A 13,462-nucleotide genomic window follows, 5' to 3' on the forward strand; every position below is an offset into this window, starting at 1 on the left:
TGAAGACGATCAGGCTTTGGTCAGCGCGGCTTTTACCAAACCGGACACGGCTGTCATGTCGGCGCGGCCAGCGAGTTTCGCTTTCAAAATTGCCATGACCTTGCCCATATCTTGCGGACCGGCGGCACCGGATGCAGTGACGGCAGCAGCAACTTCGCCCTGCACTTCTGCATCGGACAATGCGCTAGGCATATAAGTAACCAGAACAGCCAGCTCAGCTTCTTCGATATCAACCAGATCCTGACGACCGCCAGCCTGGAATTGCGAAATCGAATCCTTGCGCTGCTTGATCATTTTTTCAATGATGGCGAGTACCTGGGTATCGTTCAGCTCGATGCGTTCGTCGACTTCTTTTTGCTTGATGGAAGCAGTAATCAGGCGAATCGTGCCCAACTTGCCCGCTTCTTTCGCGCGCATCGCCGCTTTCATATCTTCTGTGATCTGTTCTTTCAGGCTCATACGCACTCCGATATCTGATTAATCAAGCGATCATTAAAAACGCCAAAACCCGCTGCGGACCAACACCGGAGCGGGTTTGCAACTAATTCCTCAAACCGCACGCACATAGCGCGCGCAGCTCTCAAGAAATTAGTACAGCTTTTTAGGCAATTGCTGGCTGCGGATACGCTTGTAATGGCGTTTCACAGCTGCAGCGAGCTTGCGCTTGCGTTCAGCAGTTGGCTTCTCGTAAAACTCGCGCGCACGCAAATCGGTCAGCAAACCAGTTTTTTCAATGGTGCGCTTGAAGCGACGCATAGCGACTTCGAACGGCTCGTTTTCTTTAAGGCGGATAGTGGTCATTTAAATGTAAACCAATGTTGGGTAGTGAGTCGAAGAGTATAGCAGCCTTGCGCGACAAATGGAAGGCTCTTTATTCGACCATATTGAAGTTGAGGAGGAAATGCGACAACACCGGCCTATATTCCCCCTCAAACAAAAAAAGAATTAATGACCGTAAAGTTTCATGCTCAGCTCGGTATCCCAATAAGCTGCCTCGATTTTATGCCCGTCCAGATCGCGCACAAAACAACCGTAATATGGGTCGCCATAGAGTGGGCGCGGACCAGGCGGGCCATCGCAGCTTGCTCCGGCAGCCAACGCAGCATCATAAAACGCGTGCACCTGCTCTTTATTAGCAGCGCCAAATCCCATGTGAAAGCCGTTACCGAGGCTGGCAGGCTTGCCATCGTGCGGCGTCTGCACCCAGAACTCCGGATATAGGCGCCCATAAGCTACCGCGCCGGGATGTTCCATGATGACCTTGATATTCAGAGCCGGCAAAACGGCGTCGTAAAAAGCTCGGGCCTTATCAAACTGATTCGTCCCGATAGAAACATGGGAAATAATGCTTGGATTTTCATTGCTCGCTTGTTCACTGTCCATTTAATCGCTCCTTTAAGGAAAAATAAAACAGCAATGATCATAACTTGCACTACTGACAAGACATGTCAGTAGTCTTGCTCACATTTCCAATTAAACCGATTGTCCCGCCGCCACACCGGATGCCCAAGCCCACTGGAAGTTATAGCCGCCCAGCCAGCCGGTCACATCCACCGATTCGCCGATGAAGTGCAAACCCGGCACCTTGCTTGCCATCATGGTCTGCTGCGACAACTCGCGTGTATCGATGCCGCCCAGCGTCACTTCTGCCTTGCGGTAGCCTTCTGAACCATTCGGGATAATGCTCCACTGGTTTAACGACGCGCCCAGCTTGCGCAATTGCTTGTCTTGCATATCCGCCACGCGTGCATCGGCCTTGAAGTCATTCACAGCCAGCCATTCATCCGCAAGGCGCGACGGTAGCCATTGCGCCAATTGATTGCCTAAATTCTTCTTGCTGGTCGATTTGCCTTCTATCAAGGCTTCGGCAATATCTGTTTCCGGCACCAGATTGATTGTTAATGGCGTACCCGGCTGCCAGAAACTGGATATTTGCAGAATCGCCGGACCGGACAAGCCGCGGTGCGTGAACAGCAAGTCTTCTTTAAAATAACCGCGTGTTTTCTTGCTGCCGGTTTCCACCTCGACCGGCAAGGCGATGCCGGACAAAGGTACAAATGGCTGCCAGGCGTTCGCATCGAAAGTCAGCGGCACCAGCGCCGGACGCGGCTCGACCATTTTCAAATCGAATTGCTTGGCGATGCGATAAGCGAAATCGGTCGCACCTATCTTGGGAATCGACAAACCGCCAGTGGCTATCACCAGGCTATTAGCGAGAATATCGCCGGTATCGGTTTCTATGCGGAACTGCTCGCCGTTTTTAGCAATAGACACCACCGTGCAAGGCATGCGCCACGCGACATTGCCAAGCGCGCACTCCGCCTTCAGCATGCTGATGATGTCTTCTGCCGAGTTATCGCAAAACAACTGGCCTTTATGCTTCTCGTGATACGCGATGCGATAACGCTTCATCAAGGCGAGAAAATCCTGCGGCGTATAGCGCGACAAGGCGCTTTTGCAGAAATGAGGATTTTGCGAAAGGAAGTTTTGCGGCGTGGTATCGATGTTGGTGAAATTACAGCGGCCACCACCGGAGATGCGGATTTTTTCGGCAAGCTTGGCGGCGTGATCGATCAGCACCACGCTTTTGCCGCGTTGGCCTGCTACTGCAGCGCACATCATGCCCGCTGCGCCCGCGCCGATTACGGCAACATCAAACTGTTTAGTCATGGCTTGCTACAAATTTAAATAAGCCGTGATTGTAAGCGCAGCCGCTTCAGGCGACGCGCTTGTTTTCAGTTCCTATGCTGTCAGATGTGCAAGAACAGTCTCACGCAAGGTCTTGGCGGCTGGCTGTGTAGCACAACGCACGACATCGCCAATGACAATAATGGCAGGACTGCCTATGGATGATTTTGCCAAAGCGTCTGGCAACTCAGACAAAGTCGTAATCAGTTGCGCTTGCGCTGTACCGGTTGCAGACTGGATCACTGCGACTGGCGTATCGCCTGCTTTACCGCCATCCAGTAATGACGCCTGAATTTCCCTGCAACGCGCCACGCCCATATAGATCACCAGAGTCAAATTCAACTTGGCCAGCGTGGCCCAATCGGGATTCGATTCTGCGTTCTTACCGTGACCGGTAATGAAAATCGCACCCTGACTCCAATCCCTGTGTGTGAGCGGCACGCCGATGGAAGCCGGTGCCGCCAAGCCACTGCTGATGCCGTTGATCACTTCGACCGCAATGCCTGCTGCTTGCAAGTGATCACGTTCTTCACCACCACGACCAAAGATAAAGGGATCGCCGCCCTTCAGACGCACCACACATAGACCGGCTTGCGCTTCGGACAACATCAAACGTTCTATGAATTCCTGCGGCGTTTGTGCGCAACCGCCGCGCTTACCTACCTGAATGACGCGCACTGTTGCAGGCGCATGTTCCAGCACCGCCGGATTGACCAGATCATCAATCAGAATGACATCGGCGCATGCAATTGCCTTGACGGCCTTGATGGTCAGCAACTCTGGATCGCCGGGGCCCGCACCTACCAAAAAAACCTTACCGAACGACTCCATGATCTGCACCTTGTTTGCTCTTTAGACTCTTAGAGATAAGCAAACAATGTTCCACCTGTTCCGCTATCGAAACCGGAACCGGTACATCACCGCGCAGCGCGGCTGCTATCCATTTAGCCGTCGTCACGGCATCGCGCTCCGCAGGCAACGGTGGCATTTCATCGACCGGCTCCTGCTTTTGCACCAGAATCGTGCATTCGTTATCGTGTATCCAATTGATTTGTTGCGCACGTTTCGCATTGGCAACTGTTTCGCCTTCAGTACCGCGCATCAAAAACACATCGCCGCGCTCTGCTGGTGCCGCTGTTGTGAAATACGAAGTCAGCATCGATAAATATTCCGGATGCGTGTATGAGGTCAAACGCAATGCAGGTGCAGAAAACGGCTGCATGATCTTAACCAGCGTATGCGTGGAATTGCGTACGCCGAGGATGCGGCGCATCGCCAGCAAACGGAACATGCGTGGTGCCAGATCTTCAATCGGCATCAGCACTGGTGCACGACTCGCAAATTGTTCTGCAGCTTGTTGTGCATCGTGCGCGAACGGATAACCCAGCTCTTTCAAAATTTCTGCTGTCGTCACGCGCCCCGGATCTGTCGTCACGCCATGTATGAAAACCGGTGCACCTTCACGCGCCAGCAACAAGGCCAGCAAAGGCGTCAGATTCGGCATCTGGCGCGAGCCGTTATAGCTGGGGATCACGATAGGCGCGTATTCGCCATCAGGCGCGTGCAATTGATCAAAGGATGCTTCAGCTGCATCGATGAAACCGGCGACCTCGTCCACCGATTCACCCTTGATGCGCATGGCCAGCATGATGCCGCCCATCTCCAGATCGGAGACGCGACCATCCAGCATCGCTGCATACAGTTGATTGGCATCTTCACGCGACAGGCTGCGTGCGCCTTTGACGCCACGCCCGATTTCCTTGATGAAACGGGCCGTGGCAAATGGTTCAGTGTTGGTTAATTTTTGCATCCGAAGAGGGTACTACGAAGGCTGCTTCTGCGAAAGCGCAGCAAACATCAAGCAGCTTCTGGCGTTGAGGCTCGTTGATTGAGGACGATTTTTTTCAATTCCGGTACACAGGAACCGCAGTTGGTACCGCATTTCAATTTTTGTTGTAGTGCAGTCAAGGCGACATCTGGTGCATCCGACATGCCCAGAAGCGCATCGTGGATTTCGGTTTCCGATACATTGAAGCAATTGCAGACTATGCGACCACGCGCCTTGAAGTTCTGCGGCGCCTTGGTCGATGGCATCAGTAACAAACGGCCTAGCGTTGCCACCGATTGCTCACCTTCCAGATAATCCTTCAACCAGCGCTCGGCAGAAATATCGCCAGCTAGAGCAACCGCCTGCAACTTGCCATCGTTCACCAGTATGTGACGCGAGTTACCGCGCTTGCTGTCGTCATAGCGCAATACTTGCGTCCCCACGATGCCGAACTTGGTTTCGATCTCTGCCATCAATTCAGCGCTGGCTGCGTAATCGTCTGCCGCGCGGAACAGCACACCTACTTTATCGCGACCGAACAATGTGCACGATGCGTAAGCGAACTGACGCATTATGGGACGCAATGCGGATTGCAGATTCAGCACTTGTGCTTCATCCACCCAACCGAAGGCAATGAAACGCCACGGCAATTCCACTTTCAAAATCTTCACCGCCGTATGCTTCAATTCCGGTTGCTTGGAATCGGCATCGTAGGCTGGCGATGTCAGCGAATTGACGCCGTGCGTGCCAGCGCCATCGCTGCCGCGACCAGATACATATTCCTCGCCCCAATGCATGCCAATGAAAGCCTGCCCGGCGCGCATATCATCGCCAACCGCTGCAGGGAAAATCTGCGAACCAAATTTGCTCGTGACATGCACCAGATCACCTTGCTGGAACAAGCGTCTATCCATATCGACCTGCGACATCACTATCGCCGGCTCTGCTGCATGCGAAAACAATTGCGCCACCGTACCGCTACGGCTCATGCCATGCCATTGATCGCGCAAACGCCCAGTGGAAAGATGGAAAGGAAAGCGAGAGTTAATCGGATCACTCACCGGGTGATAAATCGTATTGACGAACTTGGCACGGCCGCTTGCAGTTGGGAAGATGCCGTCTTCATACAAACGCTTTTTGCCGCCGCTAGCACCGTCAGGGTAAGGCCATTGCTGCGGCCCCTGCTCTTCCAACATCTTGTAACTCAAGCCGGTGATATCCAGATCGCGACCGCGTGTCGATTCGCGATGTTCGTTCCAGATTTCTTCCGTGCATTCATAAGGGAAAAGCGTATCGCGGCTGACCGTGGCAATGCGTTGCACTTTTCCACTGGTCTGAGCTTCCATCGCTGCTTCCAGCTTGCGTGCAAAGCGCATGGCGATTTCCCAATCGTGCAAGGACTCTGCCAGTTTCGGCAAGACAGATTTGAAACGCGTAATACGACGTTCGGAATTGGTAACCGTGCCTTCCTTCTCGCTCCACGTCGTCGCCGGCAACAACACGTCTGCATAGTCGCAAGTCGCAGTCGTCTTGTAGGCTTCCTGCACGATCACTAATTCTGCATGCTGCAATGCTTCACGGATCATCTTTTGCTCGGGCATCGATTGCGCGGGATTGGTACAGACTACCCACAGAATCTTGATCTCACCGGCACGCACTGCATCGAACATTTCTACCGCGCTCTTGCCTGGTTTTTCCGGCACATCATCGACGCCCCACAATGCAGCGATTTCGGCACGATGTTGCGGGTTCGCCAGATCACGATGTGCTGACAGTTGATTCGAGAGGCCGCCCACTTCACGTCCACCCATCGCGTTCGGTTGCCCTGTCAGCGAGAATGGGCCCGCACCCGGTTTGCCGATTTGATGTGTGGCCAGATGCAGGTTAATCAGCGCTGCATTCTTTGCCGTGCCGGACGATGATTGATTCAAGCCTTGGCAATACAACGACAAGGATGCTTTCGATGCACCAAACCAGCGTGCCGCCTGCATCAAATCCGCTTCGGTAATGCCGCAAGTATCGATGACAAATTTCGGTGTGTAATCGCGCACTGTGTGCTTCAGTTCGGCGAAGCCTTCCGTATGCTCAGCTATGAAGTCGGCATCAATCAGGTTTTCCCACAGACAGATATGCAGCATGCCGTTGAACAATGCAACATCGGTGCCGGGAAGAATGGGCAGGAACAGATCTGCTTCGCGCGCGGTATCGGTACGGCGTGGATCAGCGACGATGACTTTCAGATTCGGATTGGCTTTGCGCGCATCTTCTATGCGCCGATACAGAATCGGATGCGCGTAAGCAGTGTTGGAGCCGACGATGAAAATTACTTCAGCGTGATCGATATCTTCGTAGCAAGCCGGTGGTGCATCTGCACCCAAGGTTTGCTTGTAACCAGCGACGGCGCTGGACATGCACAAACGTGAATTGGTATCGACGTTATTGGTACCGATCAAACCCTTGGCCAGCTTGTTGAAGACGTAATAGTCTTCCGTCAGCAATTGACCAGACAAATAAAAGCCCACACTGTCTGGCCCGTGATCGCGTATCGTCGCCGCAAATTTGCTGACGATAAAATTCAGCGTGGTTTCCCACGATGCACGTTCGCGTGCATCGCCACGTGCCAGACGCAACTCCGGATACAGCGCACGTGCCTGCTGTTGCAAGGCCGGACGTGCCGTCAAATGCAAGGTACTGCCCTTGGTGCACAAACGACCGAAGTTGGCTGGATGATCGGGATCGCCACGCACACCCGTCACCTTCTCGCCATCGCTTTGCACCAGCACACCACAGCCCACCCCGCAATAACAGCAGGTGGCTTTGGTTTCGGTCAGCGGCGATTCATTTGCATGCCTCGCCTCTAAACCGGCAGTAGAAGGCATGGGCGCGTTCATGCAGCGGCAGCCTCACTGATCGTGATGACTTTCAATTCCGCAGCATCCAGATAAACCAGCCCAGCTTCTACCTTGACGCTGAATTTTTGCGTGCACCCTTCATCCGGTGCAACCGCACAGCCAGAATCCAGTTGGATATTCCAGTTATGCAGTGGACAGGCAACACGCTCGCCGAACACAATACCTTGCGATAGCGGACCACCTTTGTGCGGACAACGATCCAGCAAGGCAAAGACTTTGTCTTCGCTATTGCGGAAGATCGCAACATTAGGCTGATGATCACGATGCACGACACGGGAACCGAGTACCGGAATGTCTGTAACCTTGCAGATGACTTTCCATTCGTTAGACATGAGTGGCCTTGATAAAAATTATTCTGTTTTTAAATAATCAAACCGACAAAGGTTCGAATTGACGCGTATCGACCATTGCTTTTTCCGGTTCGTGCCACGGATCTGGTTCGCCTTCCAGCGAGAACAGCAAGCGTTCATACAAGGCTTTGCGATTCGCTTCATCCTCGACTACCTTTTGCTTCGCATGCTCCAGACCGACGCGCGCCAGATAATGCACAGTGCGTTCCAGATACCAGCCTTCTTCGCGATACAGTTGCAGGAAGGCACCGGCGTATTCCAATACTTCTCCATGCGTTTTCAGCTTGACGAAGAACTGCGCAACTTCAGTTTTGATGCCGCCGTTACCGCCGACATAAATTTCCCAACCTGAATCGACACCGATCACGCCTACGTCCTTGATGCCGGATTCTGCGCAGTTACGCGGACAACCCGAGACGGCCAGCTTGACCTTGTGCGGCGCATACATGCGAGCGAGTTGACGCTCCAGCTGCTGTCCCATCAAAGTCGAATCCTGCGTACCGAAGCGGCACCATTCAGAACCTACACAAGTCTTCACCGTGCGCAAACCTTTGGCATAGGCCAGACCGGAAGGCATGCCGAGGTCGTGCCAGACTTCGCGCAAATCTTCTTTCTTCACGCCGAGCAAATCGATACGCTGACCGCCTGTTACCTTGACGGTTGGGATCTTGAACTTGTCGACCACGTCGGCGATACGGCGCAATTCGGATGAACTGGTTTCGCCGCCCCACATGCGTGGGATCACGGAGAAGGTGCCGTCTTTTTGAATATTCGCGTGTGCGCGTTCATTGATGTAACGCGATTGCGGATCGTCCTTGGCTTCATGCGGCCAGGTCGAGATCAGGTAGTAGTTGATGCCTGGACGGCAGCTGGAGCAACCATTAGGTGTACGCCAGTTCATCCTTGTCATCACGTCAGCAACCGTCAACAATTTCTCGGCCTTGATCGCATCGCGTACTTCTTGATGTGTATGGTCGGTACAGCCGCACATAGGCTTGGCTTTGTTCGATGCAGAGTAATCGCCACCGGCTGTCGCCATGATGATTTGTTCAACCAGACCAGTACAGGAGCCGCAAGACGCAGACGCCTTGGTGTGTTTGCGCACGTCTTCTATCGTGAACAAACCTTTTTCCTTGATGGCTTTGACGATGGTGCCTTTGCATACGCCATTGCAACCGCAAACTTCAGCGGTATCCGGCATCGCCGCCGCTTTGGAAAAACCTTCATGACCAACATCGCCTGGACGGCCGATGTTGGCTTCGCCAAACATCAAGGCATCGCGGATTTCGCTAATGTCCTTGCCTTCGCGCAGCAGATTGAAATACCAGCTGCCATCTACCGTATCGCCATACAAACAGGCACCAACCAGCTTGTCGTCTTTCAACACCAGTTTTTTGTACACACCACCGATAGGATCGGATAACAGAATTTCTTCCGTGCCTGCGCCGCCCATGAATTCGCCAGCGGAAAACAGATCGATGCCGGTAACTTTCAATTTGGTCGAAGTGACCGAACCTTGATAGCGACCGATGCCGTAGTTAGCCAGATGATTGGCGCACACTTTGGCCATCTCGAACAATGGTGCAACCAGGCCATAGGCAGTGCCACGATGATTGACGCATTCGCCGACGGAATAAATACGTGGATCGTAGGTTTGCATCGTGTCGCTGACGACGATGCCGCGGTTGCAATACAAACCTGTGGATTCTGCCAAAGCAGTATTCGGACGAATACCAACTGCCATCACCACCAGTTGTGCCGGTATCTCCATACCATCGGTGAAACGAATCGCCTGGACATGGCCATCGTCATCACCGATCAGCGCTTCGGTATTTTTCCCGAGCAGGAAATTCAGGCCGCGATCTTCCAGCGATTTTTGCAGCATCTTGCCTGCCACATTATCAAGCTGACGTTCCATCAAGGTATCGGACAGATGTACCACTGTGACATCCATGCCGCGCAGTTTCAGACCGTTGGCGGCTTCCAGACCGAGCAAGCCACCACCGATCACGACGGCATGCTTGTGCACCTTGGCCGCATCTATCATCGCGTTGGTATCTTGAATATCGCGATACGAGATCACGCCCTTCAAATCCTTGCCCGGCACCGGCAACATGAATGGATTGGAACCGGTCGCCAGCAACAGTCTGTCATAAGGTGCAATCGTGCCGTCGTCGGCAATCACCAGACGCTGCGCTCTATTGATCTGTACTATTTTTTTACCGAGATGCAATGTGATCTCGTTCTCTGCATACCAGTCGACATCGTTGAGCATGATGTCTTGTATTGTTTGTTCGCCGGCCAACACCGGCGACAACAGTATGCGGTTGTAATTCGCGTAGGCTTCCGCACCGAACACGGTGATGTCATACACATCGGGGGCGATCTTGCGCAATTCTTCCAAGGTGCGCACACCAGCCATGCCGTTGCCGACCATGACAAGCTTCATTTTTTCCATCATGCTTCTCCTGAATTCTTCCTGGTATTTTTATTGTGCTTGTTACGCTGCAACCGGATGCGATTGGCGGTGATACAAGAACTCCAACACAGCAGTACGGTATTGCGCATACAGCGGATCCTGCGCCAGCATCACGCGCTCACGCGGGCGGGCCAGTTTCACTTCAAGGATTTCGCCTATGGTGGCGGATGGACCATTGGTCAGCATGACGATGCGATCCGATAGCAAGACCGCTTCATCCACATCGTGCGTGACCATCACCACGGTGGAACCGGTCGCTGCGACGATCTTCAATAATTCATCCTGCAAATGTGCACGCGTCAATGCATCGAGCGCACCGAAAGGTTCATCCATCAACAATACTTTCGGCTCCATCGACAAGGCGCGAGCAATGCCGACGCGTTGCTTCATACCGCCGGAAATTTCATTCGGGCGTTTTTGTTCTGCATGCGTCAAGCCGACCAAGGCCAGCGCAGCCTTGGTACGTGCTTTCAACTGCGCCTTGTTTTCCGTCGCACCGAATACGCGCTCCACTGCCAGATACACGTTTTCATAACAGGTCAACCATGGCAGTAACGAATGATTCTGGAACACCACCGCACGTTCTGGCGATGGCCCTGCAATTTCACGATTACCGCATAACAACATGCCGCCAGTCGCTTGCGTCAAACCGGCAATCAGATTGAGCAGCGTCGATTTGCCGCAACCTGAGTGACCGATCAAGGTCACAAACTCGCCTTTACCCACGGTCAGATTGACATTGGTCAGCGCGTTGAAAACACCCTTCTTGGTGGTGAAGGACATTTCCGCATGTTGAATATCGATGAACTTGCTGTTGATGCTATCCATGATGTTTCCTGTATCTGGTTGTATGGTGCGTTTGCGTATTCGACTGCGTTCTTCAATTATTCGATCAGCTCTTCACATCTTCATAAGTGAAGGCTCTGGCGATACCGACCAATATCTGTTCAAGTATCAAACCAACGATACCGATCACGACGATGGCGATGATGATGTGCGGCACATTCAAGTTATTCCATTCATCCCACACCCAGAAACCGATACCGACGCCGCCAGTCAACATCTCTGCAGCAACGATCACCAGCCATGCCGTACCAATCGCTAGACGCACACCGGTCAACATGTATGGCAACACGGATGGGAAAAGAATCTTGGTGACGATCTTCCATTCCGACAGCTTCAATACCTTGGCAACGTTCATGTAATCCTGCGGCACGCGTTGCACACCGACTGCGGTATTGATGATCATTGGCCAGATTGAACAAATGAAAATCGACCAGATTGCAGCAGGATCAGCTGCTTTGAATACGAGCAAACCTATCGGCAACCAGGCCAATGGAGAAACCGGTTTCAACAAGCTGATGATGGGATTGAACATGCCGGACAGGAACTTGAAGCGACCGATCATGAAGCCAAGTGGAATACCGACCAGCGCCGCCATGCCGAAGCCCAGACCAACACGCTTGAGCGAAGCCAGAATATTCCAGCCTATGCCTTGATCATTAGGGCCGTTGCTGTAAAACGGATCGGAAAACAAGACGCCCGCAGATTTCAGTGTGACCATGGGCGATGGAATGCCGCTGTTCTTCACTGAAATGATTTCCCATACGAGAACCAGGAAAATCACGCCAAAAATCGGCGGTAGCACCGTCAGGAAAAAAGGCTTGAACGAAAACGTTTTTGCCTTTGCCTTAGGCGGCTCTACAGCCAAGCTTGCAGCACTACTTTTCACAACAGCCTCCGGTTTCGTACTGACATCAATTTCCGGCTTTGCCGTTGCGCTGGTAGGCGCGCTTTCTGCGGGACGCATGATTGCACTCATGATGACTCCTTATGCCTTGATCTTGAATGACTCTGCGTATGCTTTCGGGTTCTTGCCATCCCACACCACACCATCGATGAGTTTGGAAGAACGCATGACGTTTTTCGGAACAGGTACGTTCGCTTGCGCTGCTGCTTCCTTGTACAGATCGATACGATTGATCGACTTGGCAGTGCCCAGATAATCCGGTTCGCCTTTTGCCAGACCCCAGCGTTTATGCTGCGTCATGAACCACATGCCGTCTGACAGATACGGGAAGTTGGTTGTGCCTTCGTTATAGAACTTCATGTAGTTAGGGTCATCCCAGGTTTTACCCAAACCATTTTGGTAACGCCCCAGAATGCGCTGATTGATGACGTCTACCGAGGTGTTGACGTAAGACTTGGCAGCAATCACATCGGCCATTTTGTTTTTGTTCGACAACGATGCATCAATCCAGCGTCCGGCTTCCAATACTGCAGCAGTCATTGCACGCGCCGTGTTTGGATATTTGGCCACCCATTCGGAAGTGGTGCCCAATACTTTTTCCGGGTGATCCTTCCAGATATCTTGCGTCGTCGCAGCAGTGATACCAATGCCGTCAACGATGGCGCGATGGCCCCATGGTTCACCTACGCAGAAACCGTCCATATTGCCGACGCGCATATTCGCAACCATTTGTGGTGGCGGCACAGTGATGACTTTGGCGTCCTTCATCGGATTGATGCCGTAGGTTGCCAACCAGTAGTACAACCACATCGCATGCGTACCGGTTGGGAAGGTTTGTGCAAATGTGTACTCGCGTTTTTCCATTTGCATCAGCTTGGCCAAACCTGGGCCATCGACTGCACCACCATCAGCCAGTTTTTTGGAAAGCGTAATCGCCTGACCGTTGTTGTTCAGATTCATGAGGACGGCCATGTCTTTCTTGGCGCCGCCTATGCCTTCGTGCACGCCGTAGACCAAGCCGTACAGCACATGTGCTGCATCCAGTTCACCGTTCACCAGCTTGTCGCGTACGCCAGCCCACGACGCTTCCTTGGTCGGCACTATCTTGACGCCATATTTTTTGTCGAAGCCCATCACTGAAGCCATGACGACAGAAGCGCAATCGGTCAGCGGAATAAAACCTACTTTGACTTCTTCTTTTTCCGGCTTATCGGAACCCGCCGCCCAGACACCTTGCGTAGACAAGCCACTGAAGGCAGTTGCCGTAATGGTTGCACCCGCTTTCAAAACTGTGCGCCGTGTCATATTGATTTTCCTGTCGTTCGTTGTCATGGTTTCCTCGAAGAGCGGTTTTGATAAGCACAAAAAAAAGACGCCCGGGTCGGCACAAGCAGAGCTCATGCGACACGGACGTCTTTGTCCTGATTATCCTAGCCGTCATTGGCCTGAATAATC

The 13,462-nt window shown here is 52.8% G+C and carries 12 protein-coding genes; all 12 read right to left on the reverse strand.

Features of this window, described 5'->3' with window-relative positions; translation table 11 throughout:
* Nucleotides 1-9 precede the first annotated feature (9 nt).
* A complete protein-coding gene (locus BQ6873_RS08970; RefSeq protein ID WP_076592339.1) occupies nucleotides 10-459 on the reverse strand; it encodes a GatB/YqeY domain-containing protein in 450 nt (149 codons plus the stop codon).
* 129 nt (nucleotides 460-588) lie between these two features.
* Complete coding sequence (gene rpsU / locus BQ6873_RS08975; RefSeq protein ID WP_011870001.1) at nucleotides 589-801, reverse strand: 30S ribosomal protein S21; 213 nt, start codon at nucleotides 799-801, stop codon at nucleotides 589-591.
* 144 nt (nucleotides 802-945) lie between these two features.
* Entirely contained in the window at nucleotides 946-1,383 is a 438-nt protein-coding gene (locus BQ6873_RS08980) for a VOC family protein (protein ID WP_076592340.1), read from the reverse strand.
* A 90-nt stretch (nucleotides 1,384-1,473) separates the two neighbouring features.
* A complete protein-coding gene (locus tag BQ6873_RS08985) occupies nucleotides 1,474-2,670 on the reverse strand; it encodes a BaiN/RdsA family NAD(P)/FAD-dependent oxidoreductase (protein ID WP_076592341.1) in 1,197 nt (398 codons plus the stop codon).
* A gap of 72 nt (nucleotides 2,671-2,742) precedes the next feature.
* Nucleotides 2,743-3,519 carry a uroporphyrinogen-III C-methyltransferase gene (cobA, locus tag BQ6873_RS08990; protein WP_076592342.1) on the reverse strand — a complete coding sequence of 259 codons (777 nt, stop codon included), beginning with the start codon at nucleotides 3,517-3,519 and terminating at the stop codon, nucleotides 2,743-2,745.
* Nucleotides 3,503-4,498, reverse strand: coding sequence for a DNA-binding protein YbiB (gene ybiB / locus BQ6873_RS08995; protein WP_076592343.1), 996 nt, complete (start codon nucleotides 4,496-4,498; stop codon nucleotides 3,503-3,505). Before ybiB ends, cobA begins: the two co-directional genes overlap by 17 nt.
* A 47-nt stretch (nucleotides 4,499-4,545) precedes the next feature.
* Nucleotides 4,546-7,407, reverse strand: a complete 2,862-nt coding sequence (locus BQ6873_RS09000) for a nitrate reductase (RefSeq protein WP_173830593.1) — start codon at nucleotides 7,405-7,407, stop codon at nucleotides 4,546-4,548.
* Nucleotides 7,404-7,760, reverse strand: coding sequence for a nitrite reductase small subunit NirD (gene nirD / locus BQ6873_RS09005; RefSeq protein ID WP_076592344.1), 357 nt, complete (start codon nucleotides 7,758-7,760; stop codon nucleotides 7,404-7,406). Before nirD ends, BQ6873_RS09000 begins: the two co-directional genes overlap by 4 nt.
* A gap of 37 nt (nucleotides 7,761-7,797) precedes the next feature.
* Nucleotides 7,798-10,236, reverse strand: coding sequence for a nitrite reductase large subunit NirB (gene nirB, locus BQ6873_RS09010; protein WP_076592345.1), 2,439 nt, complete (start codon nucleotides 10,234-10,236; stop codon nucleotides 7,798-7,800).
* 42 nt (nucleotides 10,237-10,278) lie between these two features.
* Complete coding sequence (locus BQ6873_RS09015; RefSeq protein WP_076592346.1) at nucleotides 10,279-11,085, reverse strand: ABC transporter ATP-binding protein; 807 nt, start codon at nucleotides 11,083-11,085, stop codon at nucleotides 10,279-10,281.
* Between the two features lie 64 nt (nucleotides 11,086-11,149).
* The gene (gene ntrB, locus BQ6873_RS09020; protein WP_076592347.1) at nucleotides 11,150-12,079 is read right to left on the reverse strand and encodes a nitrate ABC transporter permease; all 930 of its coding nucleotides are present in this window, start codon (nucleotides 12,077-12,079) and stop codon (nucleotides 11,150-11,152) included.
* Nucleotides 12,080-12,088: 9 nt separating this feature from the next.
* A complete protein-coding gene (locus BQ6873_RS09025) occupies nucleotides 12,089-13,312 on the reverse strand; it encodes a CmpA/NrtA family ABC transporter substrate-binding protein (protein ID WP_231949431.1) in 1,224 nt (407 codons plus the stop codon).
* Nucleotides 13,313-13,462 lie beyond the last annotated feature (150 nt).

This window comes from Herminiimonas arsenitoxidans, from assembly GCF_900130075.1.
Lineage (GTDB): Bacteria > Pseudomonadota > Gammaproteobacteria > Burkholderiales > Burkholderiaceae_D > Oxalicibacterium > Oxalicibacterium arsenitoxidans.